The sequence below is a fragment of the Spirosoma sp. genome (genome assembly GCF_026391055.1).
In the GTDB taxonomy this organism is placed as follows: domain Bacteria; phylum Bacteroidota; class Bacteroidia; order Cytophagales; family Spirosomataceae; genus Spirosoma.
In genome coordinates, this window is the sequence record NZ_JAPLET010000020.1 from 44,886 (window position 1) to 69,351 (window position 24,466).

A 24,466-nucleotide genomic window follows, 5' to 3' on the forward strand; every position below is an offset into this window, starting at 1 on the left:
GGCGACAAGCAGCACGTCCCGTAGGAAGGCTTTCAGCCCAACATGTCGGGTGTGTAAAGGTGTAAGTTGCAGCTGTTGAGGGGAGTGACTCGACCACCATTAGCCCTCTGGGGCGTTGGGTGGCCCAAACAAGCTGCTCTTACGGGGCAGCGTCTCAGCCACAGGCAGCACGTCCCGACAGGCAGGCTTAAGGGCTTCCATTTCGGGGGCTCCGCTGACAAGGTGAACGCCCCGGTTAGACAAGTTTAGATTTGCGTTTCGGGCCTCGGCTGAAAAGCCAACCACATTTCAAGTCAAAATTTTGAACTCTCGAATAATGTCCGTCTGGAAGAATCCTAAGTTTTATCTCCGCAGCCTTGGCATCTTTGTCATGATTGTACTGATTGATTGGTTTATCGAGTCTGGGTTTCAGCTCTTTCGGGGCCGAAGTTTTTCAGAAATTACAGACAATTACAAAATCCCGTTCACGTATTTAGCTGTGGCAGTCGCTATCGTTTATTCCAATCTGAAAAAATCGGATTAGAGGTAGGCATTGTGGTTCGCTCCGCGTGGGCGGGTTGGCGGGCGACAGGCAGCGCGTCCCGGTGGTCGGTTGACAGCCCAACCAAACAGGGGTGAAAAGGTTGAAAGTTGTTATTGTTCAGGGACGTAGCGTTATCATCCATCAACACTCAGGGGGGTTGGGTGAACACAACATGATGGGAGTGTTAGGCAGGTCACGAGCGACAGGGGGCACGTCCCGCGACAGGGCGGTTTAGATTCATTCGGCGGCTCTAGTTGACAAGCCAACCGCCCCGTAATTCGGGCTTGGACAGGTCGCTTGCGACAAAGCAAACGCCCTGATTAGGCAGGTTGGGTAGAGAGGTTTTTTGTTACGTTGTTGGGCTTTGCGCTCGACACAAAAAAACGGATTGTGCCGCTTCGGCGCACCGATCTTGCTCGTTCCGCATGGGTGGGTTAACTGTGCCAAGAAGCCCTTTCACAAATGGGTTTTCAGCCCAGCTACCCCGGTGTTCGCGCGCGAATTAACCCCCAAAAGTTGTAAAATTTAGCTCGTGAATTATCAGTGCGTTAAATAATTACAGCATACCCATTGATTGTGTTAAGGTTCATGCACGTTCGTTATGTCAACTTGCGCGCCCACCATTAGCCCTTTGGGATATTGGATGGATTGAGCAAGCTGTTACTTTATGAATATGGTTACGTCTGATAAGTCACCCAACTTACAAGGTGGGTTTACAGTTGGATTTCCGAGTTTCTTACGAAAAAATGAATGTCTCAGTAGGCTGGTTTAGGTTTGCTAGTGAATTCCTTGCAATGGGCGGCACATCCCGACAGTCGGCTTTAGACGATGATTTTTTAATAAAAATTTCGTTTTTAATAAAAAGTCATTTTTAATTTCTCAATCACTAGTTTAATACTATAAATTTTACAGGCAAGTTTTGCCCAACCGTTAGTTAGTAACATAAAATTTTTCATACTAAGCGTATAAACATGAGTGACTATACCGAACTTCAATTACTTATTAATAACGGTTCTGGTACAACCGTTATTCTACCAGCCCGCACATACACAATTGACAATATTTTGCCATTGTCCGTTAGCAGCACTATTATCAGATCAGCCGGTAGAACTACCATCCAAACTAATGCTCAATAGCAATGCAAGTGGGGGCTGCTATTACTAATGTCCAATTAGATGGGATTGATTTTATTTGCACGGGTATGGGTACTAATGTGGAGGGATATTATGGACTATTTACCTCGAACCTGAAGTCAATTAATGGCCTTACTATTTCTAACTGTTCATTTCAATCGTCTCAAACCATAACAAATGGTATAAATATAATTGCAGATGCGGTTGGCGTTATAATTAATAATGTTGTTGTGACTGATTGTACATTCGAAAATATAAAAAGAATGGCAATAGAGTTTCAAAACCATTTAGATAAAGTTGAACGCCTTTTTAATTGCACAATTAAGAATTGTCTTTTTCAAAATTTAGGAATAGGAAACGATGCAACCAACCAAATGCCAGTTCAACACTGGGGACAAGCTATTAGCATCAGTGGTAGAGGTAGAAATCATGTTGTAGATAATAATATCATTGATAACCCCTATTCAATTGCAATTGAAGTAACAAGCGGTTCACCTAATTCACAAATAACAAACAAAACATTTTTGAACTGTATACGATTATGGACGGAAGAGAGCTTAACATTGTCTTTGATTTCTCTTGCTGTAGTAGAGCGACAAGGAGTTAATTCAAATTGTACTGTTCGGTTTAATAAATGTACAGATTCATCTCCCCAAACTAGAGTATTCTTTGACCAAATTCTCAACTGCGACATCTCGGACAATACTTTTCCAGTAGCTTCGTGGGTAACAATTCAAAGAGCGCAAAACAACTTAATAGTTCGTAACACTATAATCTCGCGCGGCTACTATGGAATATTAATGGATTCTAATTCAAATCCAGCAGGATTAATTATCAACAACCTTTTCGAGGATAATGTGATTAGTAAGAACAATGCTAAGCCTACAGATTATTACAATACTGTTCGCTTTGTAGGGGGTGGTGTTTATAATAATCTCTTTTCGGGTGGATCGCTCACGTGTGCAAATCCATTTGGCCAGATGAATGGTGCTGCACGGAACTATTTACAACACACCCTCCTGAATGGTCAGGAAACGGTCAATGATCCAATATTGAATACATTTTTTATCCCTAATTTAATAAACGGAATTCCTGATGGTTTTAGGCCTTACAAACCAAACCAAACTCAACCTACAATAGCAACTGATTATGCTTACGGCGCACAAGGTAAATTTAGCTACATATTAGGGTGCGCCACCTCCTTAACTTTCAATGATGGTGCTTTCGGAGATCCACTGCCAGGGATGGCCAAACAGTTTTATAGTCGCCGACAGAAGTACAATCCACTGTACATACAGGGAGCTCCGAGTGGTTTTACTAAAGCCCTATCAAGTAGTGGCAGTGTTCCTCCGGGGCCTAATAATTTAGCTTATGGAACTAATAGTAAGTATGTATATCGATTTAACGTATCTGATGGTAATGTCCCACCATTTACTGATAATCCTTTTGGAGACCCTGCTCCCGGAACCGCTAAAGCAGGCTATTATATCAATGCTGCTAATATCATATCGTAATGGAAAATAAAGCCTTTCTCCTCTATTACTAAACACATAAACAAATTAAAACACATGAACGACGAACCGAAAGTTGAAGTCCAATACGACCAAACCTATTTTGATTATCAACGTCGAATGGGAGAGTTTGGGGGCTGGGCCAATAGTCCATTTTTCCAGCCTTTTATTAAACCTAACGATAAAGTGATTGACTTTGGCTGTGGCGGAGGTTATTTACTCAAAGCCTTAAACTGCGCACAGAAGTTAGGTATTGAAATTAATGAGCGTGCGCGTCTTGTGGCCACCGAAAACGGCATCCAAACCGTTGAATCAGCCGACCATGTGTCTGATGACTGGGCCGATGTCATTATCTCCAGCCACGCCCTTGAACACACCGCTCGCCCCTTAGATGAGATTTTGCGGTTGAAAGCCAAAGTTCGGCCCGGTGGCCTAATTGTGTTTATTGTTCCGTCAGAAGGTGCTATGAATTCTTACAACCCCAAAAACCCTGACCACCACCTCTATACTTGGAGTCCAATGTGCTTAGGTAATTTGTTTCAGCAGTCTGGTTATGAGGTTGTTAAATCAGAATCGTTGATAAATCGTTGGCCTCCACTATATACCCAAATCGCCAAGTTGGGTCGTAGGGTATTTGATCTGAGTTGCCGGGTGTACGGCTTTTTTCGGGTGTCGCAGTATGTACAGAGCCGGGTAGTGGCACGTAAACCTGTCTGATAAATCGTGGCTTCGCGTTTCGGCTTTGTTCTCAGCCGTTCGCTGTTGACGCTCCGCATGGGTGGGTTGGCGGGCTAGCATCCTGTCGCCCCTGAAGGCAAGGACAGCCCAACGAAGGCAGGGGTGTAAAGGTCGGGATGCGTTTGTTGTTTTAGTCAAATTACTCACCATCAGTTACTTGGCTCGTTGGATGAACCGGCCACAATGGGAGTTCAAGGGGGGGGACGGGCGACAGGGGAGCCGCCCCGACAGGCAAGTCTTGGCTCATTGGTCAGCTTCCAGTCGACACGACGAATGCCTGAGTGAGGTGCCGTTGGCAAGCTGTGGCGGCTTACCTTCGACAGGGCAACCGCCCCAAAAAGGGAGTTGGATAAATCAGATTGGGGTGTGTTTTTTAGCTTCGCCCGTCGGCCTAAAAAGCGGATTGTGCGTTTTGTCCGCTCCGTGTGGTGTGGCTTTCGGGCGACAGGCAGCACGTCCCGTAGGAAGGCTTTCAGCCAAACATGTCGGGTGTGTAAAGGTGTAAGTTGTAGCTGTTGAGGGGAGTAACTCGACCACCATCAACCCCCTGGGTCATTGGGTGCAAAGCACAAGCATAAAAAACGCGTTTGCTGTCACTTCGGTGACAGTTTGATTTTTTTAGTTGTGACCAGTTGTACTAAAAACTAATTTAACCTATTCTTTCCAATGAAATCACTTCCATTAATTTTCAAACTACCTAACTTTCAGCAAAGACTTTCTCCAATAGAATTTTTGCTAAAACCATCACCAAATACTACTGAGGAATTATATTTAGAAGTGCCAACCTCACCCTCTAAGAGTAATTTACGTAGCCAATTAATTTTTAAGATACATAATAAAGTCACTAAAGAGCAAATGAAATACTTATTGTTGAAGGGACCATTCGCAGTGAGTATTGACGCTAATAATTATGACTTTATATTCTATAGAGAAGGAGTGGGTAAGATTACTAATTCTCACTCTCAATTACTATATGAGTACAATAAAGAGCAATGGGAAACAAGCATCTTAGGAAATAAATATATATTTTGTTTTAATGAAATATTCGGAGATTTAACAATATCATTTCATTTAAATACCTATTCTTCGAATGAAGAACTCAAAAAAGCACTGATTAGTATAAATGATAAGAAAGACCCAAAACCTAATATAAACGTACAAACATCAAATGAAGTAACTACGTGTATCTACGAATTTAGTTCGGAGAACGTTAATTACTTACTGAAAACTATTCAGAATGGTGAGATATTATGTTTACTTACTCTCAGCTGTAATAAAGATACTTGGAGTATGTTGAGGGAATTTTTATTGACTGATTCAACTCTTTTAAGTTTATATAGAATAGTTTTTACAATTTCTGCTGGAGGTTATTTCCCCTGCAGAAATTGTAAAACTTGCAGCAAATACTATTACTTTAGAGCGTATTGGAAATTGATAAGGATTGCTAGTCGAGTCAACTTTCTATTGACCAAGATACAAATTAATGACTAAGCCGTAGTAACTACTGACTGCTGCGCTTTGTTGCACAACTTGAAGAGTTTCCAACTACAATTGATCTGCTAAGTTTTTGTGACAGTGTTAATATGCCGTCGCTCCAGCGACAGAAAGCTCCTTCTCTAGGAGAGCATCAGCCCAACATGACAGGTGTGAAAAGTTGCAAGCAGCTTGTGTTCAGGTACGTAGTGCCCTCACCGTCAACACCTGTGGGTGTTGGGTGTAAAAAAAGGTACGTGTGTGCCAGCGTCTCAGCGACAGGACGTAGTCCCGCGACAGGGTGATTTAAGCTCGTTGGGCGGTTCACACTGGCAGAGTAAATGACCCATTAGTCGGGTTTGAATAGATTAATTAGGTGGGTTGTGTATGACAGAGCAAACACTCTAAGCTGGTCGAATCAATTCTTGATTGGGTATGAGGAAGTTTTAATCTCAAATAGCATATATGCGTAATTGGTTAATATTACTCTTGTACGGAATGGTAATTAGCCAATCCTACTGCCAAACAGCATCAATTTCTATTCGCAATTGTGACGGAATAGCTAAACATGACCAAGCGATTGGATGGTATATTTGTAAGGGTGAAGTTGCACAATTCTGTTTCGATGTAGTTTATAGTCAAATTAATAACGCAATGACAGGGACTATCACCTATACAATACCAACAATAGAGATAACTCCAGGATTACCAATAGATTTTTCTCAAGAGGTTGCCCATGTTACTCCATTAAATACTGTAAGCGGAAAGACTGATTACTCCATTAGATTTACAACATCATATACACTAATTGATAGAAATGGTGCCATTTCACGAACAACACAAAGTTATGAAGGTAGTTTTAGCCTAACCGTTGTTGATCCAAAACCCTCGGTTATTTCCTCCAAAGGTCTTTTATTATTGAATGAGGCTGCTGTACTTACTGGTGACGGGTGTGTTACAGATAATGACTACGAATGGAAAAACGATTGTGATAATTTCTGGACTAAATCTCCAACAAATCAACTAACGGTAGGTATAGGAACATATAGAGTAAGGTGTGATACTAAAGTTTGTAATGTTGGTAAAAGTGACCCTAGTAGGCCAATAAATATAATTAGGGATACACCTCCCCCAAGCAACCTTAATTGTCAAAATCCCTTAGCTGAAAATATTTATAATTTTACCAGGAATGGTAGGGATGATAGAATAGATTACCATCAGTATAACGTAACTACCACCGCTTGTAAAACAAACTCAGGGAATAGTAAGTGTACGGTTGAAAATGTTTGGCTAACGCTGAAAAGCAATGTTTGGAACAATGCACCACTTCCTCAAGATATAGCTCATGCCAATACCGGAAATGCGGGTATAGTTTTTGGGCAACTGGCATTTACCACCTTTAATAAAGAGGTTGAGAACTGCGGCCGTTTAGTCTTGCCTGCTGTCACTTCAGTTCTTCTAAATCTGCAGCTACTAGCAAAATATGGCGTAACGTTTAATGGTGCAATAAGAAGATATATCAACCAAAACATTACAGGAAACCCTATAACCCAAATTATTGATGAAAATACGCATTCCATATCTAATTATACGGAAATAGGTCATTTTCTTTATCCTGGTAGAGTCGTCAGGACAGTCGTAGAAGAATGCGGAGAGATTAAAATTAAAACGGTTGGCGTAGGGCGTTCTTATTTAGGCAATACGCCCGCAGGGCAAGCAATGGGTGTAGCAAATACGACAGGAGGAGCATGGCTATTTGAGCAAGTAGATTCAAGAGTTTTACAATTAATCGGCAAGTAAAAATGAGATCTACTTTCATTACACTGGTGTTACTGGCCTTATTGTCAAACGCAAAAGGACAGGGAATAAACTGGCTAAACCATACATGGAAATATAGTAGATTGGTATTAGCCTCTTCCACTGATTCTTTAGATTTGTATAATGCTGATTCTGTAAGTAATATATATAATTTAAGGGCTATTAACTTACAATTCAAACGTAATAATTTATATATCGGAACTGATATAGTTAATTTGCCGAAGTCAGGTACTTGGTCTTTATATAATGATCAATATTTAGTTATAGATGAAGATACAAGTCAACTATTAACTAGTAGTTATAAAGAATTAAAAATTAAAAACTCCTTACATTATACGAACGACGATTTAGATATTACAGGAGAACTTATCACCATACTTTATAAAGTAGCTCCAGAGGTAAACTACTGTGAATCCGTTAAATCAGGGGAATGGGCTGATCCTGCTATTTGGTCGTGCGGCCATTTACCAACATTAAATGATGTAGTATTAATTAACAACAGTCATACTATCTCAATTTCAATTCCTTCAGCTCAGGCACAACGTATTATTTATTATGGTGGAATAATTAAATTTTCCTCCTCCGATAGTAAAGTTTTTATCAAAGAAATAGATTGAATGAGCTATTGTTGACAACTTGTAAGTTCCTTACTAGAACGGTTTGAATTTACTTTCCCAGCATCTGATAGTAGAGCAAAGGATTGGTTTAGCCATGTTTAAGAGGTGAGTCAGTTTGTCCTTACTTTCGACATGAGGACTTCTCGGTGATACAACTTGACAGAAGCTGATACGTGCGTTTTGTACGCTCCGCGTGGGCAATTTACCGCTGACAAGACGCTCATCCCGTGAGTGAGTTTGCGACCCAACTAAACGGGTATGTAAAGGTTCAGATACGTGTGTTCGGTGGAGTCTTGCGCCCACCATCAACATCCTTTGGGGCGTTGGGTGACGGGTAAAAGCATTAAAATGCGTAAGTGCCAGCCTTCCGACGACAAGTAACACGTACTAACAGGTTAACTTTTAAGTTTCCATTTCCTTGGTCTTTTGCGATAGAGAAAACGCTCAGAAAGGCTCGTTGAGCAAAATGGATTCCGTTGTGTTGTTATTTTACTTCTTCTGCATAAAAATAGAGCTATGGCTCATACTAATTTTAGTTAAACATGGAAAATAGAGAACAAGCAAATTCAAAGCCAGTTGATTTTGTAAATCGAGTAACGACTTATATCGGTATCATCAGCTCAATATTTACGCTGATACTTGGATACTTAAATTATCGAAACGAACAGCTTATACGTGATCAGAAAGATCGACTTGATTCTTTAGAGTTCCGTCTAAAAGAGCGAACAACAACGTTGGACGAATCTCGTGAGCGTGTAGCTCGTTATAACTGGGTATTTGGATTATTCCCCGCCTTGTATGATGTTAATGAAAATAAACAAACCTTTACTATTAATTTAGTTAAATTAGCTTTAGATGACAGTGAAGAACGACAACTATTTAATGGCTTAAAGGTGTCACCTGATGAGAAATCACAATCTTTAGGTCAACTAGGGCTTATTTCAATTATAGACCCTTTAGTATCGACTACAATGAATGATCCGAAAGCAGAATTGCGTAAAGAAGCTTTTGGAAAATTAACTGCTTATAAATCATCTCCAGAAGCAATTGAATTAGTGTTGCAACAATTTAAACCAGATCAACTTAGTAAGTTATCACCAAGTGGAATAATTAACGGCTTATACTTCTTAAAACAGACAAATAGAGGAGTTTGGCGCCCACAACAAGTTACTGAAGCTCAACAACTATTAGTTCGTTTGAAGGCTAATAATCCTGGTCCTCAAACCACTGAACTTATTAATGATTTGAGTCGATTCCTGACTACAGCAAATGTTTCTCTTTTTTAACGCACGGTTACAAGGCAACTGTAGGTTAAGTAGCGGGCAACAGGCAGCGGGTCACATAGGTTGGGCTTTTTGCTCGTTAGGCGGGTTACGGTCGACCGGCTCAACAGGCCAGTTTATTGGCTCGTTGGTAGGGTTTAGGCGATAGCAGGAATGCCCCAACTACGCAGGTTAACGGATATATTTCAGCGCAGTTGTCGATAAGAAATTTCCCCGGAAAGCCCACCTCGACAAGTAAGGCAGGTGGTTATTTTGTGTATTTTAGCCCAGTATTGGATAGGTCTCTAAATTTCATTTATTCATCTACAACGAAAACGAGCTATGACTACGACTACTGATTACTCAAAATTAACCGTAGATGAGTTGCTGGCCGCAGAAGCCAAAATCAAGAAGCAGCGAATCATGTGGGCTTTCATTATCGGAGGCTTCATCGGTATTATTTTTTGGGCTGTTATGCTTCACGCTTCATTAGTTAAAATAATGCTTTTAGTGATTCTTTTTGGTGGTCTGGGTAGTGGCGGTAAGAAAAATGAAGAGAATTTCAAAGCCATCGCATCCGAACTTCGTAGCCGAAACATCCGGTAATTGTTCGTGTGTCAGTCAAACAGCCTAAATTAGCAGGTGTGTAAAGGCAGCAGGTTACTCACGTTTAATCAAGAGCTGTACTGCTAATCAACATCTTCGAATAACGTATCGAAACAACTTGAACAGTGAATCAAGTTTAACTCAATAATTACATAAAACTATATTGAACTAAAAAGCTCTCAACTTATTAGTTAGACACAGCTTTATAAATATGGAAGACAGTAAAACAAAAAGTATTATTAGAGATACAATTGGGAAATATATTTCTGAAATCCTCGTTATTTTCATCGGTATTTCCATTTCTTTTTTCTTTGACGAATGGCGAGATAACAGAAAAGATGATGAAACTGTAAAAAAACATCTGACTTTTTTAAGAACAAATTTAGCCGAAGATACGCTGAAATTAACAGCTTATATAAACCATGGTAATAGATTAGTAAATAGTATTAATAAATTAGCCTATTTTAAACAAGATTCGGAGATAACAGGCAATATTAATTTTTATATTGATAACGCTGCCAGTTACTTAGCTTTCAAGTCAAATCAGATGGCTTATGAAGAAATTAAACAAACGGCACATACTAATTTAATAAAAAATGATTCTTTAAGAACATTATTTTTATCTTATTATACGGTAAAGATACCTTATTGTACGGAATGGTGTAAAATAGATGAAGTGCATACTATGACACAGGTAATTCCGGAAATGAGTATTTATTTTCCAGTCGTGGTTGATTCATTAAACCGTATTTCTTCACAAGAAAAAGTTAAAGCTTTAAGGTTAAAAAAAATAAGAAATTTACTATTGGCAAACTCTACTTATAAAAAGGCTACTATGGATGCATTTATTTCCGCTAAGAAGGCTGCTGTAAATCTTCTTAAAGAAATTGATGATGAACTGAAAAAGTAACAGGCGTTAGGTGGCGGGTTCAAAATAGGCGTTAAAGGCGGGCTACTACGAAAGATTCTGCGTCTTTTAAGGGATGTTTGGGCATTTGCTCTGTGATTCCCAACCTGACAGAGCGAAACCTAGAGAAAATAGAAGCCAGCCAGAAGTTACATGTGACACAGGAGTCTTTGGACGGGGCAAAACCTTTTTGACGGATAACGATCAAACACGCTTTAAACGGCTTCTACAAACAGCATGTCTACGGAGAGGGAGGAGGCATTCACAAGAACTGCAAGCTCAGAGGCTAGTACTTTACCTTCGTTCGTGCTGCCGTCCTATGTTCGTTAACACGGAGTATGTCGGGGGAAAACAGGCAGCCCAACGGAAATAGCTGTACAAAGTAAGGGCCTAAGCACGAATGTTTAGGTAAACCCTTTACAAACCAGGCTGATAAATTTAATTCACATCTTATTAATCTGAAAATTTGCGCAACCAAATAGTTGCGCGTATATTTGCAGCCAGTTGGTTGCGGATATATAGATTAATGAGTAACATGAGACGAGATATTTTTCAGGCCATAGCCGACCCGACAAGGCGGTCGATTATCGCCTTACTTGCCTTACAGGCAATGACACCGAACGCCATTGCCGACAATTTCAACACTACTCGACAATCTGTTTCTAAACACCTTCGCGTATTAACAGAGTGCCAGATCGTAAAACAGGAGCAACAAGGGAGAGAAATTTACTACTCACTTGAAATTGAAAAAATGAAGGAAGTTGATCAATGGTTAAGCCAATTTAGAAAAAGTTGGGAAACTCGGTTTGACCAACTGGACAATGTATTATCAATAATTAAAGAGCAGAAAAAATGAGAAATGATATGCTGGTTGATTTTACCGTTGACAAAACGACAAAAACAGTTTCTTTCAGTAGAGCGTTTGCTGCCGACCTGTCGCTCGTATGGGATGCGTTCACGACGCAAGAAATTCTTGATCAGTGGTGGGCGCCTAAACCCTGGACATCAAGAACAAAATTTATGAATTTTGAGGTTGGCGGACGACGATTCTATGCGATGGTAAGTCCGGAAGGAGAGGAGCGCTGGTCAATTCAGCGATATACATCCATTAGTCCAAAAACAAATTTCAAGATGTCGAATGCTTTTTCCGACAAAGATGAAAACCCTGAACTGCCCGGTTCTGAGTGGGATTTTACTTTTAGCGAACAAAGTGGAACAACAAAAGTCGATATTACGATTTATAACGAATCCCTTGCCCGTCTGGAGAAGATGCTTGAAATGGGCTTCAAGGAAGGGTCTGCTATGACAATGAAAAATCTGGAAGATTTACTATTAACTTTATCGCAACGACAGTAGAAAGAAAATGGCATCACTATCGGCCTGTCACCGGTAGGCTAACCAACCCAATAGGGCAGGATAACTAGATGAAAATGGAAAACGGTAACAGGGAGAATAAATCGAATGGACGAAGTGCAACTCCTTTTCTTCAGACGTTCTTCCACGGCACTAAGGCTGATCTACAGATTGGAGATTTTATTGAAGTTGGGTTTAATTCAAACTTCGGGCAAAGAAAGAATGCAAAATATATTTTCCTGACAGCAACGCTCGATGCTGCTATATGGGGGGCTGAACTCGCCTTTGGGGAAGGACGGGAACGAATTTATTTGGTAGAAGCAACTGGGTTAATTGAGGATGACCCTGATCTGACCGACAAAAAGTTTCCGGGCAACCCAACAAAATCGTATCGGTCAGTACATCCATTTAAGGTTGTTGGAGAAATCGCTCTTTGGCAGGGTCACTCACCTGAACAGGTCAAAGCCATGAAAGACGGTTTAGCCAGACTTAAAGAACAAGGTATCAATTCATTGAACGACTAACTGAACTTAGCCAAACGTTTCGTTCTGATCCTGTAGACCGTGTAAATTAGACATACGGAAGTGGTCGCTGTGTGTGATTCACCATAGGTTATCGAAGTTCGTTTCGGAACGAATGATTTTGCCGAAAAGCGTATAAAATGCTTGCCCAATTTGTAGATTGTAATCGCTTTTAACTCGACCCGGCGATTAAAAACACGTCCAGCAAACAGCCGGGTAGTTCAACAATGGCAGACGAAAAGGAAATAAGTCTTCATATTCCCCTTAACTCATGAGGAGTTTATGAATAGCATCTGCCTTTTGTGTGCTGAATCTCCAAAAAACAGTATGTTCCTTAAACGATCGGCCCTCAGTCTGTTTATGTGTTTTGCCAGCCTGTGTGCTCAAGCTCAGGCTATTAATGTCCTGTCAGCTCAGGAAAAGAAAGAAGGCTGGAAACTGTTGTTCAACGGTCGTGATGTGGCTGGATGGCATAAGTATGGCGCTAAAGGTGTTGGTTCTTCCTGGAAAATAGACCAGGGAGCTTTAAATCTAAACGTACCCAACCGTGTAGGCAACAAAGCACCGGATGGGGGCGATCTGGTAACCGACGCCGTTATAACGGGAGATTTTGAGTTTAAAGCCGAGTGGAAGGTGGAGCGATTTACCAATAGCGGCATCTTTTTCTTCGTTCAGGAAGATCCGAAGTACAAAAATATTTTCGATACAGGACTCGAGCTTCAGGTGCTGGATGATGCCATTTACGAAGGTGCGGACGAAAACAAGCACCGCGCCGGCGATTTTTTTAGCGTAGCTAACGCCCGCGTTCGCGAGTTGCAGCCCGTGGGTAGCTGGAATAAGGTTCATCTAATCCTGAAGAAAAATAAGCTGACCGTGTCCCTGAACGGATTTAGCATTCAGGAACACGATCTGAACAGTGCCGAATGGAAACAGCGCGTTGCGGCCAGTAAACTTAAGGATGCCCCAATCAGCAAAGGTCAGTTTACGGGGCACATTGGGTTACAGGATTGGGGCAGCAGTGTCTGGTTCCGGAATATCAAGATGCGCGCGCTCTGAAGCTAGTCCAAACGCACCCACATCGTACCCGACATGGTTTCTCCGGGGTTCAAGATAGTTAATCCGTCACCGTTGTTGAACGAATCGACATTGGCCGTTAGGGGTTCAATGGCGATGCTGTCGCGCCGGGTAGGGGTAAAACAAACCAGATAATTAAGCTTGCCGGGGCCGGTTTGCTGCCCAACAATAAGCCGGACACCCGTATTGAGCGAAGTCAAAACGGTTTCGGCGAAAGAATCCTGACCGGCGGAGTCACTGGTAGGCTCAATGGCGAATGCAGTATCAAGTTGCTGATCTTTCAGACTAATGACACCCGCCTGTTCTGCCGCCTGCCTGCCCGACGGAATCATTTTTTCGTCGAGAAGAATGGGGGTGCGGCCTGGCAGGGCCAAGCTCATTTCATCAACCGACTGATCGGCCAGGGTAAAGTAAGGGTGCCATCCGAAAGCCGATGGGCTACGTCTGGTCCCTGTGTTAACCACCGAGTAGGCAACCTCCAGTGCGCACATACGGTCATTGGCCGCCATGCTGCCGCGCAACAACTGATTACCCTGAATTAACTTGTAGCTAACCGTGAGTGCAAACGGGAAAGGATAGCCAGCCGTGTCGCCATCGTAGTCGTACCGAAGTACCAACTGAGCGTACGTTGGGGTTACATCCTGACTGATTACACTGAAGGCGCGCCCATGAACAAACCCATGCAGGGCGTTATCACGCCTTATCTCATTCATCTTCAGGGCGTAATCTTCCCCCTCAAAATGGTAGATACCATGCCGGATTCGACTGGGAAACGGATAGAGAAGTGCACTCGAATAGCTTTCGTCGGTTAGCAGTGCCTGGGTTGAATCGGGCGCTAATAATAAGGGCAAAAGGAATTGTCCTTTGCGCAGAACCAATCGGCGGAGTATACCGCCATACTCAGGTAAGACGGTGATAAATTCACCCGTTTCAGTATGTTCGAGGATGTATTCAGTAAGCGGTTCGGTAGCGGAAGCCGTTGGCAGCGTACCGAAAGGTTGTGTCGTTATTTGGAAAGGCATGATATAATAAGTAGATATGCAAAAGTTGAAAGGTTATTGATTGTTAAGTTGTTGGTTGACAGTTGCTTGTTGATCAGTAGCAACAACTCTATAACTCAGTAACCAATACTTAAGACAGTGTTCTGAAGGATAAGATAAGGTCTGAATTTGTCTAAATAAATGAATAGTCAACACCAAACACGCAGTGCTGGTGAAGAAGCACACAAAAAGATAATCCCTTCAGGCTACGTATTGTTTGGTTAGGCTCCTCAAAAATACCTGCTGACCCACTGGTTGGTACCGTACGCTTACATTTCTCCTTCGACACCCAGCCCAAAAAGAGCAAAATCATAGCGCACGGGGTCTTCGGGGTCAAACTGACGCAGTGTTTCGGTAAGCTCAAGGGCAGCTTTCCAGTCGGTTTGAGGGCGGGATAGTAATTGGAGATGGCGCGCTACTCGGTTGACATGCACGTCGATAGGAATCACCAACTGATGGGGGCGAAGGCGTGTCCAGATGCCAAAATCAACACCGCGATCGTCTTGCCGGACCATCCAGCGCAGAAACATTAGTAGTCGTTTGCACGATGAGTTGCGGGCCGGTGTGGCAATATGCTTGCGGGTTCGTTCGGGAAAGAAATCGGTTAGGCCACAAAACCGATCGTGGAAGGTAATAAGGGGTGATTCGACGGTTTGTGCAGACGGGCTGTTGAACGACTCGGTGGCTGTGGGTAAAAAAGCGTCTTCCAGTGAGTCGTTGTCCAGGTAATACTGCCGGAAGAAGTGCAGGAAATAGAGCGCATCCGTTGCGTTGAAGGTACGATGCTTGAAGTTCAGGAAGCGTTTTAGATCACCTTCTTCATGATTACGCACAAAGTCGTGCGGGGCGCTGTCCATCAACTCGACCAGCTCATTAGCCTTTTTTAAAATGACCGGGCGCTGGCCCCAGGCCAGCACGGCGGCCCAGAAACCCATCAGCTCAATATCCTGCTTTTTACTGAAACGGTGCGGAATGCTGATGGGGTCGCGCTCAATAAAGGAAGGCCGATTGTATAGATCGGCCTTCGCATCTAAAAACTCTTTTATGGTAGTAATCTGTGTTGTTGTCACTGGCAATTCATCAGTCTTCATCAATAGGCTGCCCGGCGGGTTACTTGCTTTTACCACCGCTGACGACCCAGGCCATAGCCCGGGAGATACCGGAAAATGTGGCCAGCAGGGTAGACATGGCAAAGGTGAACACGGCAATGAACGGATATGCCAGCGTAAACATAATACTGAATGTTACGTAGCCCGGTGAGGCTTTCATTTGTTCGTCGCGCTTTTGATGGCGACGGGCAATGCGTTCTTCTTTTGTTTCCATAATTGAGCTATCGAACAATGTAACTGACCTCAGCCCGAAAACGTCGATCTACGGGTGAAAGTTTCGCGAAAGCCTGCGTCGACAATTTAATTAAGATCTTGTCATTGACACCCGTATTGGGTAATCTGCCAATGACTTTTACCCAGATGCTCTGATTATTGAACTCATTACGTACCTGCACCAGAGTGCCAATGGGGGCCGTTCGGTGCAGGGCGAGGTACTTTCCCGAACCATCATTTCCTTCAATCATCTCGGCAACCCCACTGCTGGAAATCCGCCGACCCCGCGTTGGCATGGGGGCGTCATTTCCGGGTCGCGGCAGTTCCACTTCTTCAACTGGCTTGTCGGCAGGTTTGGCAGTGGCTTTCGCTTCTGACTCAGCGGGCTTGCTCTCGACCGGTTTAGTGACAGCAGGAGTCGACGGTGTCTCCGCATGGTGCTCCGGTTTGGCGTCGGCCGGTGGTGCTGGCCGGGATTCGGATTTATGTGGCTCTGCCGGGCGGCCAGCGGTGGGCGTCAACGCATCCGGTTCAGAACGCCGGGGGGGCGTATCAACCGGTTTAGGGGTTGTAGCGGGCGTTGGCGTAGCGGGCATACGCGCTTGATACGCCTTTTCCGAAACGATAAGCGCCTGTCCTATGAGCACATTGTTGCCCGGAAGATTATTCCATTTTCGAATGTCGGCCTGCGAGACGCCATAACGACCAGCCAGACTGTACAATGTTTGTCCGGTTTCAACAACATGGATACCTGCTTTTGCCGGATCATCATTTCTGATGACGGTTTTGTCCGCCTGTTTCTCCGGTTTTATTTCTTTGGGCTTTGGGGTCGCGGCTACCTTAGCGTCCTTTTTTTTCTCCTTATCCTGTTTCTTTATCGCTTTGTCGATAACTTTTTCTTCCTTCCGGGTCAGGGCACCGTCCGGAATCTGGATTCGAACAACCTGGCCGTATTTAACGCCATCTTTCAGTTCAGGGTTAGTTGCCCGGATATCGGCAACTGAACGCTTGTAGCGACGGGCGATACCGAACAACGTTTGTCCTTCATCAACGCGATGCAGAATGAACCGTTTGCCATCTTTCTTTTCAACACCTATCGAATCGGCAACTGTTATGCTGGTTGGTAAGGGCGGGCGGGCCGCCAGAACCTGAGTGAATGCCATACCCGCCAGCAGACTCAAATGAATGTAAAGAGGAAATTTTTTCATGGGTTGGTATCCACCGCTTAACGGATCGAAATAAGTGGTTATGATCGCATGGCTAAACGGCTTGTAGCGTAAAATTAACGCAAAAATGGAGTTGTTGTTATGGATTGTGGCTTTAGTGACTTAGGTTCATTGTTGAATAAATCTTGTTCCTGATTCAGTAATTTGGCTGGAGTTTTGATAAACGTACGTTTATGGGCTTGTTAAAAAACCTTAAATAAGAACCACATAAACAGAAGTGGTCGTTTGATGTTTACCAATAAAGTAGTGAGACGTTGGGAATAACGAATTGCCGATGCCATAAATCCTGCGTCAGTGCACTCCTGATTCCCGCTTTTCGCTTCTAACTATTTAAAAATTATGCAAAATTATTCGATACTCTGGGCCGACGATGAAATTGATCTCCTGAAACCCCACATCCTTTTTCTGAAGAATAAAGGCTACGATGTTACTTCCGTAAACAGTGGAGCCGATGCGCTCGATCAGGTTGAGCAAACCAACTACGATGTTGTTTTTCTGGACGAAATGATGCCGGGTATGACAGGGCTGGAAACGCTTTCGCAGATTAAACAGATACGTCCGAACCTGCCCGTCGTAATGATTACCAAGAGCGAAGAAGAGCATATTATGGAAGAGGCTATCGGCTCTAAAATTGCTGATTACCTCATCAAACCGCTCAACCCGAATCAGATTTTGCTGTCTGTGAAAAAGATTCTGGACAATAAGCGACTTGTTACCGAGCGTACCAACATCGGCTACCAACAGGATTTCAGGAACATTTCCATGCAGTATAACGACCGTATGGATTTTGAAGAATGGGTCGATGTGTACAAGAAACTCATCTATTGGGAACTCGAACTCGACAGCTCACAGGATAAAAGCATGTCGGAGGTAATGAATATGCAGAAGAGTGAAGCTAATTCCGAATTCTGTAAGTTTGTTATTGATAACTACGAAGACTGGCTGAACGATCCTAAAACCGAAAGCCCCATTATGTCGCATCAACTGATGCGTAAGAAGGTTTTTCCATTGGTTGAGTCAACGCCCGCATCGTCTGGGTCAGCTCCCTTGTTTTTTATTCTGATCGATAATCTGCGATACGACCAATGGAAAGTAATCCAGCCCTTACTGGCCGACTATTTCACCGTCGAAGAAGAGTCGTCGTATTATTCAATCCTGCCAACTACTACCGGATTTGCCCGTAACGCCATCTTCTCAGGTATGATGCCCAGCGATATGGAAAAAAAACACCCCGATCTGTGGGTGAATGACGATAGCGAAGACGAAGGGCTTAACAACCATGAAGAGGAATTCCTGCGTCGTCAGCTCGAGCAGAGCCGTCTGAACATCAAGATGTCGTACCACAAGATTCTGAATGTCAGCCAGGGTAAGTCGCTCGTCGATAATTTCAATAACCTACTTCAGAATCAGTTGAACGTGGTTGTGTACAACTTTGTAGACATGCTGTCTCATGCCCGTACGGATATGGCTATGATCAAGGAGCTGGCTCCTGATGAATCAGCATATCGGTCCATTACCCGGTCGTGGTTTCTACACTCACCGCTGCTGGAATTTGTTCAGAAAATTGCATCGAAAGGTGGCCGGTTAATTATCACGACAGACCACGGTATGATTCGGGTACAGAAGCCCGCTAAAATTGTTGGCTACCGCGAAACGAATACTAATTTACGGTACAAACAAGGCAAGAATCTTGGATTCGATGACAATCACCTATTTGTCGGTCGTAAGCCGGAACGCTTGTTTCTGCCCAAGCCGCACGTGTCAACGGCTTATGTGTTTACGCTGGAAGATTATTTCTTCGCGTATCCCAACAATTACAATTACTACGTGAATCACTACCGGAACACCTTCCAGCATGGGGGCGTATCGCTGGAAGAGATGATTATTCCGTTTGCCTATTTAAAGGCGAAGTAGTTGATTAGCGAAATGAGTGGAGTGAGTTGTATCTGTTTTACTCGCTCCACTCATTTCACTAATCAACTACTACACCATATTAATAATTTGCGAAAATATCCTCCATCATGTAAGCATGAGTGCCCAACCATTTGGCCGTACCGTTTAGCTGTGTCACCTCGATGGTCATGTCATTTCGAAAGTCACTCAGGCAATATTTGCTGATTGCCTGTTCAATAGTATTGAGAATGAAGGCGGCTGCCTTGAAAAGAACACCATCAACAACAATTATTTCCGGGTTGAACAGACTGATGGCTATTGCGAGCCCTTTGCCCAGTTGATAGCCTGTTTCGTGCAAAATGTCAATGGCGTAAGAGTCGCCGGAGTTAGCGGCATTAATGACTTCGTCAATATCGATCTGATCGACATGATCGCGAAAGGTGGCCAGTTTGGAGACTTGTCCGGCCAGAATATCTGTCTGCGCTCGTTTTACCAGTGCAGAGGCTGACGTTATTGTGCTCAGACAGCCTATTTTGCCACAAAAGCACAACTCACCATCTGGGTCGACCTGAATGTGGCCCAGTTCGCCCGCAAATCCGCTGGCTCCCTGAAAGACTTCACCATTAACAACGATACCTAACCCAACGCCCCAGTCAATATTAATGGCCAGCACCTGCTTTTTCCCCTGTGCTCCACCAAACCGGCTTTCGCCCAGTACGGTCGCCTTTGTGTCGTTAATTAGATAGACCGGCTTAGTAAGCTCGGCCGACAGCAATTGGGGAAGTGATTCGCCTGTTTGGTGTAAATTCTTGTAGGTAAGATTTAGTCCCCGGCGGGCGTCTACCAGACCTGGCATTGAAATACCCACAGCAATGAGGTCGTCGATATTAATCCCTGAATCGGCTAAGGCACTATGAAAGTAGTGAACCAGCGAAGTGAGAAAGCTTGGATTGTCGTTTAACCGCAGGTCATAGTCTCCCCGAAAGATTACCTTTCGCTGTACGTTCATGAAAAGGATCTTGGTATCGTGGGTACTAACATCCAGCACGGCTACGTAATGGCTCTTTGTGTTTAACCCAAACAAAACCGGGCGACGGCCATTACTTCCGGTAGCGGTGCCGATGGGCGTTACCCATTGATTATCAATAAGCTCTTCAACAAGTGAGGTTACAGATGGTACGCTGCTGTGCAGCATTCTGGTCAAATGAGCCAGCGTACAGGTGCCTTCTGAATACAGATGAGCAAGTACTTTCCGCTGCTTCTGGTTCTTTTTGTAATCAACAACCGACTGAGAGGTCGGCACTTCTTCATCAATGGTAAAAGGTGTATTCATTTTTGTGGGACAAGAAATAGTCGTTACGGAAAGTACAGATATACGGCAATATAAATTTTAAATTTAAAGCATAGCCCATAGTTGAACTACTTATCTCGATAATAGCTATTTTTTTTAAAAACTAACCTGATTTCTAATGGTACAAGTGCATAATGATAAGCTGATATTAAAAAAAGTAATAAAAGTTATTACTTTCAACTAGTAGCCATATTACTGTATGTTATCAATGACAGCTACGAATCAGACTTCAATTCAATCGCTTTCTAAGATATAGCTTCTATAAGTTATACCTACAAATCAGGTACGTTATGCTGACGAACAATATGTAAAACTAGTTAGTCAGAATAAATTAGGCGTACTACAAGAGAAGTAGTGATTAAGTTTTAGTAACACCGAAGAAGTAAAGGGGTGTTACCTGTATATTATTTTTTTGTGCTAAGCTTTGACTCATAAAGACAAGTAAGCAGCTTCTATGTATAAAGCTTATTATTGAATTATAAAGATTAAACATATAATTTATTCTATATAAAGTAAATATTGTATGCTGTAATGAACATTTGTGGAAATAGATTTTAAAAAAATATATAAACTTAGGCTACGGGTCTATATATTTGTCAATACTGATGCAATAGTAAAGTTATTATTTAAATAAGTTGTGTCAGTATAGAAAATGAAATTGTTTGAACAGTTTACTTAAGCATTATAATAATGTATTCTTAAGTATAAATTTAAGCAATTTTATTATATAACCTTTCCTCAATACAGTTTAAAACAGATTATTCTATGGCAAAAGGTTTACAAATGCTTATTATCATACTATGGGTAATAAGTACTCCCGCGCTCGCTCAGACGATTTCGGGGAGGGTCACGGCTGGCACTGATGGGCAGCCACTACCAGGTGTCTCCATTCTGGTAAAAGGAACAACGTCCGGTACAATAACGGACACCGATGGTAAATACAGCATTGCTGTAGCAAAGAATAAGGTGTTGGTATTCTCGTTTATCGGCTACAAGACCAAAGAAGTTATTGTTGACAACAAACCGTCTGTCGACGTTTCCCTAGAAGAGGATGCGTCTATGATGGAAGAGGTTGTTGTAACCGCTCTGGGCATTCCTAAAGAGCAGCGTGCGCTGGGTTATGCCACTGCGGTTGTCAACAACGAAGCGCTTATAAAAACGGCATCGCCAAACTTTGCCACTGCTTTATACGGTAAAGCACCGGGGGTAACGATCAACGCAACACCCGGTGGAGCCACTAGTGCGGTAAGCATTAATATTCGGGGCTTTTCGTCCATCACGGGTAATACACAACCCTTAATTGTGATGGATGGTATCCCCATTCGTAACGGTGAAGTACGGAACAACGATTACTGGGGCGATCAGCGAATCAGAGGTAATGGTCTTCTCGACCTGAACCCCGCCGATATTGAGAATATTTCGATCCTAAAAGGTGCTTCGGCGGCTGCCCTGTACGGCTCGGAAGCCGTTAATGGCGTGGTGCTGGTAACGACCAAATCCGGAAAAGGTAAGAAAGGTATTGGTGTAGATTTCAGCGCCAGCTACAGCGTCGACAAGATTGCTTACCTGCCCCGTTATCAGAACGTAAGAGGTCCCGGTTATATGCTGAACTACGCCAACGGTGGTCAGGATGCCAACGGGTTCATTTACTATGATACTGATGGTGATGGAAAAGGCGACACCCGAGGTCTGCTAAATGCTACGGTTAACTTCGGCCCCAAGTTTGACGGTCAACCCGTCATGTCGTTCGATGGCGTTGTTCGCCCCTACGTCGCATCGGGCAACAGCTATGCGAATCTGTTCCAGAACGCTCACAGCGCCAATATTAACCTGGCTATTTCTAAATCGTCGGAAAACTCAAATCTGCGCTTTTCCTACACCCGGCAGGATAACGGCATGATCAGCTATGGGGCCAAAAACGAGAAGAATATCATGAATCTGAATGCCAGCTTTAACGCTAACTCAAAGCTGAAAACGGATTTGATGGTCAATTACGTCAACCAGTATACGCACAATCGCCCGTTCAAGGTGGATCGTATGATTAACAACTTCTCCGGAATGATGAACCGCTTCGAGTCGGCCGATTGGTATTTCAATAAATATCAGACAAGCCAGGGATACAAGTATGTAACTGGTACCAACCAGAGCCTGACACCCAGCGAGAACATTATCCGGAACGGCTTCAAAAGCGATATCGGAGATTATGTATGGAGCACCCGTGCTAACACCTACGATGAGTACAGCAACCGCATCATTGCCAGCATTACACAGAACTGGCAGATCACCGACGAACTGTCGTTGCGCGGCCGGGTAGGAACAGACTTTACCTCCGAGCGGCTTGAAGACAAACAGCGCAGCTCCATTCCGCTGGCGTTTGGCTATTCAGGCTCTTTTTCGATGAGCAATAACCTGTATAACAATGTCTATACCGACATTCTGCTTAACTATACCAAGAAGGTGAACGAAGACATTACCGTTTCGGCACGAGGTGGGTATACTGCTAACAAAATGCTGAACACGTCGATGAGCCGGTCAACCAATGGCGGTCTGAGTACGGAAAACTTCTTCGATATTTCAGCTTCGGTCAATACGTCGGGTGGTACCAATACCCGTGATCGCTATGTGCGAGATGCTTTCCTGGGTACGGTTAACTTCGATTACAAAAACTTCTTCTTTATAGAAGGAACCATACGGAGAGACCGCACCTCGACGCTCGCCAAAGGAAACAACGCATTTGTGTACCCATCGGTTAACACCAGCCTTGTTATCAGCGACCTGTTCCGACTGCCAACGGTTATCAGCTATGCCAAACTGAGAGGTTCGTGGGGTATTGTGGGTAACTACCCGACCATATACCGGGCCAACAACGCCTATAGCCAGGGAAGCCTGAGTCTGCAGCAGGCGGGTGGCAGCTCGGTACTGTATACTAACATTAGCAGCGACTACGGCAACGACAAGATCCGGCCTGAGCAGAAGCGTGAATTTGAGTTTGGTCTGGAAACTAAACTGTTCAAAAACCGGCTGGGTGTAGACCTGTCGTACTACAACGCACAGATCGTTGACCAGATTCTGCCTTTGACGATTGCGGCTACGGCAGGAGCTCGTACCATTTTGGCCAATATTGGTACTTTGCGGAACCAGGGGCTGGAGTTAGCCCTGAACATCTCGCCGTTGAGAAGTAAAGATATTAATAGTCTGAACTGGGACCTGACCCTGAACCTGGCCAAAAACAGCAACAAAGTTGAAAAACTGGCCAACAACTCGACAGAACTGTTACACGCCGACTATGACGGCAACGCAGCGCAGCTACGCTCAGTTGTGGGTCAACCCATGGGCGATATTTACGTACACGGTATTCTGAAAGATGCCAGCGGCCGGAATATTGTTGGCCCGAACGGCCTCTACCAACTGGACGGTGCCAACTGGATCAAAGCTGGCAACGCTATGCCGAAACTGACGGGTGGTCTGATTAACAGCTTCGGCTACAAAGGCTTCAACCTGGACGTAGTCGTTGACTTCCGCTATGGTGGCTCCATTATGCCTACGGGTATCAACTGGATGACTTCACGCGGATTAACCGAAGAAAGTCTGACGGCTATGGATGCCGAACACGGTGGTTTGAGTTACTACCAAGACGCCAGCGGAAAAGGTATTCAGACATCGGCTGCTGCCGGACCCAAAGGTGAAACCGTTTACCATGATGGTATGCTGATGGATGGCGTGCTGCCAACCGGTGAGGCTAACAGCAATGTGATTTCTCAGGCTACCTATTACAACAGCACTTACAACTGGGGCGGCCCTCAGTACGGCAACGCGCGGTATGAGTTGTATGTGAAGGAGAACACCTACGTCAAAATGAGAGAGATCTCGCTGGGCTACCGTATTCCGGCCAACATTACCCGCAAGATTGGCACCCAGAACCTGACCCTGTCGGTATTTGGCCGTAACCTGTTTTTCATCTACAGAACCATCAAAGATCTGGATGCAGAGCAGACTAACGTAGGGACAAGATGGGCAGACAACATCAATAATGCTGGTAATAACCCGTCGTTCCGCACTATGGGGGTAATGCTACGGGCCAGCTTCTAATCTTATGAC

General features: G+C 43.7%; 22 protein-coding genes. 14 read left to right on the forward strand and 8 right to left on the reverse strand.

Features of this window, described 5'->3' with window-relative positions:
- Positions 1-99: 99 nt before the first annotated feature.
- Together NT073_RS13080 and NT073_RS13085 are read right to left on the reverse strand one after the other, a co-directional pair.
- The gene (locus NT073_RS13080; protein ID WP_297373951.1) at positions 100-285 is read right to left on the reverse strand and encodes a hypothetical protein; all 186 of its coding nucleotides are present in this window, start codon (positions 283-285) and stop codon (positions 100-102) included.
- A 203-nt stretch (positions 286-488) separates the two neighbouring features.
- Entirely contained in the window at positions 489-665 is a 177-nt protein-coding gene (locus tag NT073_RS13085) for a hypothetical protein (protein WP_297373954.1), read from the reverse strand.
- A 996-nt stretch (positions 666-1,661) separates the two neighbouring features.
- On the opposite strand from NT073_RS13085, the gene NT073_RS13090 reads away from it, so the two are divergent.
- Both NT073_RS13090 and NT073_RS13095 read left to right on the forward strand, forming a co-directional pair.
- A complete protein-coding gene (locus tag NT073_RS13090) occupies positions 1,662-3,170 on the forward strand; it encodes a NosD domain-containing protein (RefSeq protein WP_297373956.1) in 1,509 nt (502 codons plus the stop codon).
- Positions 3,171-3,224: 54 nt separating this feature from the next.
- Positions 3,225-3,884 carry a class I SAM-dependent methyltransferase gene (locus NT073_RS13095; RefSeq protein ID WP_297373959.1) on the forward strand — a complete coding sequence of 220 codons (660 nt, stop codon included), beginning with the start codon at positions 3,225-3,227 and terminating at the stop codon, positions 3,882-3,884.
- A gap of 212 nt (positions 3,885-4,096) precedes the next feature.
- On the opposite strand, the gene NT073_RS13100 is transcribed toward NT073_RS13095, so the two are convergent.
- Positions 4,097-4,360, reverse strand: coding sequence for a hypothetical protein (locus NT073_RS13100; RefSeq protein WP_297373961.1), 264 nt, complete (start codon positions 4,358-4,360; stop codon positions 4,097-4,099).
- A 211-nt stretch (positions 4,361-4,571) separates the two neighbouring features.
- Between NT073_RS13100 and NT073_RS13105 the strand changes: the two genes are divergently transcribed.
- The 10 genes from NT073_RS13105 (at position 4,572) to NT073_RS13150 (ending at position 13,518) form a co-directional block, all read left to right on the forward strand.
- Complete coding sequence (locus NT073_RS13105) at positions 4,572-5,396, forward strand: hypothetical protein (RefSeq protein ID WP_297373963.1); 825 nt, start codon at positions 4,572-4,574, stop codon at positions 5,394-5,396.
- Between the two features lie 447 nt (positions 5,397-5,843).
- The gene (locus tag NT073_RS13110) at positions 5,844-7,178 is read left to right on the forward strand and encodes a hypothetical protein (protein WP_297373966.1); all 1,335 of its coding nucleotides are present in this window, start codon (positions 5,844-5,846) and stop codon (positions 7,176-7,178) included.
- A 2-nt stretch (positions 7,179-7,180) separates the two neighbouring features.
- Positions 7,181-7,813, forward strand: a complete 633-nt coding sequence (locus NT073_RS13115; protein ID WP_297373969.1) for a hypothetical protein — start codon at positions 7,181-7,183, stop codon at positions 7,811-7,813.
- A 542-nt stretch (positions 7,814-8,355) separates the two neighbouring features.
- Complete coding sequence (locus tag NT073_RS13120) at positions 8,356-9,099, forward strand: hypothetical protein (protein ID WP_297373971.1); 744 nt, start codon at positions 8,356-8,358, stop codon at positions 9,097-9,099.
- Between the two features lie 318 nt (positions 9,100-9,417).
- Positions 9,418-9,681, forward strand: a complete 264-nt coding sequence (locus NT073_RS13125) for a hypothetical protein (protein WP_297373975.1) — start codon at positions 9,418-9,420, stop codon at positions 9,679-9,681.
- Between the two features lie 211 nt (positions 9,682-9,892).
- Positions 9,893-10,591 (forward strand): hypothetical protein, encoded by a 699-nt coding sequence (locus NT073_RS13130; protein WP_297373978.1) that lies wholly within the window; start codon positions 9,893-9,895, stop codon positions 10,589-10,591.
- A gap of 532 nt (positions 10,592-11,123) precedes the next feature.
- Positions 11,124-11,444, forward strand: a complete 321-nt coding sequence (locus tag NT073_RS13135) for a metalloregulator ArsR/SmtB family transcription factor (protein ID WP_297373981.1) — start codon at positions 11,124-11,126, stop codon at positions 11,442-11,444.
- Complete coding sequence (locus tag NT073_RS13140) at positions 11,441-11,944, forward strand: SRPBCC domain-containing protein (RefSeq protein WP_297373983.1); 504 nt, start codon at positions 11,441-11,443, stop codon at positions 11,942-11,944. The genes NT073_RS13135 and NT073_RS13140 overlap by 4 nt, the downstream gene beginning before the upstream one ends.
- Before the next feature lie 74 nt (positions 11,945-12,018).
- Positions 12,019-12,465 carry an NAD(+)--rifampin ADP-ribosyltransferase gene (arr, locus tag NT073_RS13145; RefSeq protein WP_297374774.1) on the forward strand — a complete coding sequence of 149 codons (447 nt, stop codon included), beginning with the start codon at positions 12,019-12,021 and terminating at the stop codon, positions 12,463-12,465.
- Between the two features lie 324 nt (positions 12,466-12,789).
- Complete coding sequence (locus NT073_RS13150) at positions 12,790-13,518, forward strand: DUF1080 domain-containing protein (protein WP_297373986.1); 729 nt, start codon at positions 12,790-12,792, stop codon at positions 13,516-13,518.
- A gap of 2 nt (positions 13,519-13,520) precedes the next feature.
- Here the strand turns inward: NT073_RS13150 and NT073_RS13155 are convergent, their stop codons facing one another.
- From NT073_RS13155 to NT073_RS13170, 4 genes are all read right to left on the reverse strand, one after another.
- Positions 13,521-14,558: an aldose 1-epimerase gene (locus NT073_RS13155; RefSeq protein ID WP_297373989.1), complete on the reverse strand. Its 1,038-nt coding sequence runs from the start codon at positions 14,556-14,558 to the stop codon at positions 13,521-13,523.
- A gap of 287 nt (positions 14,559-14,845) precedes the next feature.
- A complete protein-coding gene (locus NT073_RS13160; protein WP_297373992.1) occupies positions 14,846-15,667 on the reverse strand; it encodes a TIGR02757 family protein in 822 nt (273 codons plus the stop codon).
- A gap of 19 nt (positions 15,668-15,686) precedes the next feature.
- Entirely contained in the window at positions 15,687-15,899 is a 213-nt protein-coding gene (locus NT073_RS13165; protein WP_297373996.1) for a hypothetical protein, read from the reverse strand.
- Positions 15,900-15,906: 7 nt separating this feature from the next.
- On the reverse strand, positions 15,907-17,106 hold the full coding sequence (locus tag NT073_RS13170) for a LysM peptidoglycan-binding domain-containing protein (RefSeq protein ID WP_297373999.1): 1,200 nt from the start codon (positions 17,104-17,106) through the stop codon (positions 15,907-15,909).
- Between the two features lie 357 nt (positions 17,107-17,463).
- On the opposite strand from NT073_RS13170, the gene NT073_RS13175 reads away from it, so the two are divergent.
- Positions 17,464-19,038 (forward strand): PglZ domain-containing protein, encoded by a 1,575-nt coding sequence (locus NT073_RS13175; RefSeq protein ID WP_297374010.1) that lies wholly within the window; start codon positions 17,464-17,466, stop codon positions 19,036-19,038.
- A gap of 79 nt (positions 19,039-19,117) precedes the next feature.
- Here NT073_RS13175 and NT073_RS13180 read toward each other — a convergent pair whose 3' ends face one another.
- Positions 19,118-20,350 carry an ROK family transcriptional regulator gene (locus NT073_RS13180; protein ID WP_297374013.1) on the reverse strand — a complete coding sequence of 411 codons (1,233 nt, stop codon included), beginning with the start codon at positions 20,348-20,350 and terminating at the stop codon, positions 19,118-19,120.
- 783 nt (positions 20,351-21,133) lie between these two features.
- On the opposite strand from NT073_RS13180, the gene NT073_RS13185 reads away from it, so the two are divergent.
- Positions 21,134-24,457: a SusC/RagA family TonB-linked outer membrane protein gene (locus NT073_RS13185; protein WP_297374023.1), complete on the forward strand. Its 3,324-nt coding sequence runs from the start codon at positions 21,134-21,136 to the stop codon at positions 24,455-24,457.
- The last annotated feature ends 9 nt before the right edge of the window (positions 24,458-24,466 follow it).

What these genes read in the sequence shown, in the direction of transcription:
- NT073_RS13085 (WP_297373954.1), bottom strand. Translation starts at nt 665, where the DNA reads ATGGATGATAACGCTACGTCCCTGAACAATAACAACTTTCAACCTTTT.
- NT073_RS13180 (WP_297374013.1), bottom strand. Translation starts at nt 20,350, where the DNA reads ATGAATACACCTTTTACCATTGATGAAGAAGTGCCGACCTCTCAGTCG.
- NT073_RS13120 (WP_297373971.1), top strand. Translation starts at nt 8,356, where the DNA reads ATGGAAAATAGAGAACAAGCAAATTCAAAGCCAGTTGATTTTGTAAAT.
- NT073_RS13185 (WP_297374023.1), top strand. Translation starts at nt 21,134, where the DNA reads ATGGCAAAAGGTTTACAAATGCTTATTATCATACTATGGGTAATAAGT.
- NT073_RS13130 (WP_297373978.1), top strand. Translation starts at nt 9,893, where the DNA reads ATGGAAGACAGTAAAACAAAAAGTATTATTAGAGATACAATTGGGAAA.
- NT073_RS13165 (WP_297373996.1), bottom strand. Translation starts at nt 15,899, where the DNA reads ATGGAAACAAAAGAAGAACGCATTGCCCGTCGCCATCAAAAGCGCGAC.
- NT073_RS13090 (WP_297373956.1), top strand. Translation starts at nt 1,662, where the DNA reads ATGCAAGTGGGGGCTGCTATTACTAATGTCCAATTAGATGGGATTGAT.
- NT073_RS13135 (WP_297373981.1), top strand. Translation starts at nt 11,124, where the DNA reads ATGAGACGAGATATTTTTCAGGCCATAGCCGACCCGACAAGGCGGTCG.
- arr (WP_297374774.1), top strand. Translation starts at nt 12,019, where the DNA reads ATGGAAAACGGTAACAGGGAGAATAAATCGAATGGACGAAGTGCAACT.
- NT073_RS13140 (WP_297373983.1), top strand. Translation starts at nt 11,441, where the DNA reads ATGAGAAATGATATGCTGGTTGATTTTACCGTTGACAAAACGACAAAA.
- NT073_RS13175 (WP_297374010.1), top strand. Translation starts at nt 17,464, where the DNA reads ATGCAAAATTATTCGATACTCTGGGCCGACGATGAAATTGATCTCCTG.
- NT073_RS13105 (WP_297373963.1), top strand. Translation starts at nt 4,572, where the DNA reads ATGAAATCACTTCCATTAATTTTCAAACTACCTAACTTTCAGCAAAGA.
- NT073_RS13125 (WP_297373975.1), top strand. Translation starts at nt 9,418, where the DNA reads ATGACTACGACTACTGATTACTCAAAATTAACCGTAGATGAGTTGCTG.
- NT073_RS13150 (WP_297373986.1), top strand. Translation starts at nt 12,790, where the DNA reads ATGTTCCTTAAACGATCGGCCCTCAGTCTGTTTATGTGTTTTGCCAGC.
- NT073_RS13160 (WP_297373992.1), bottom strand. Translation starts at nt 15,667, where the DNA reads ATGAAGACTGATGAATTGCCAGTGACAACAACACAGATTACTACCATA.
- NT073_RS13170 (WP_297373999.1), bottom strand. Translation starts at nt 17,106, where the DNA reads ATGAAAAAATTTCCTCTTTACATTCATTTGAGTCTGCTGGCGGGTATG.
- NT073_RS13095 (WP_297373959.1), top strand. Translation starts at nt 3,225, where the DNA reads ATGAACGACGAACCGAAAGTTGAAGTCCAATACGACCAAACCTATTTT.
- NT073_RS13155 (WP_297373989.1), bottom strand. Translation starts at nt 14,558, where the DNA reads ATGCCTTTCCAAATAACGACACAACCTTTCGGTACGCTGCCAACGGCT.
- NT073_RS13110 (WP_297373966.1), top strand. Translation starts at nt 5,844, where the DNA reads ATGCGTAATTGGTTAATATTACTCTTGTACGGAATGGTAATTAGCCAA.
- NT073_RS13115 (WP_297373969.1), top strand. Translation starts at nt 7,181, where the DNA reads ATGAGATCTACTTTCATTACACTGGTGTTACTGGCCTTATTGTCAAAC.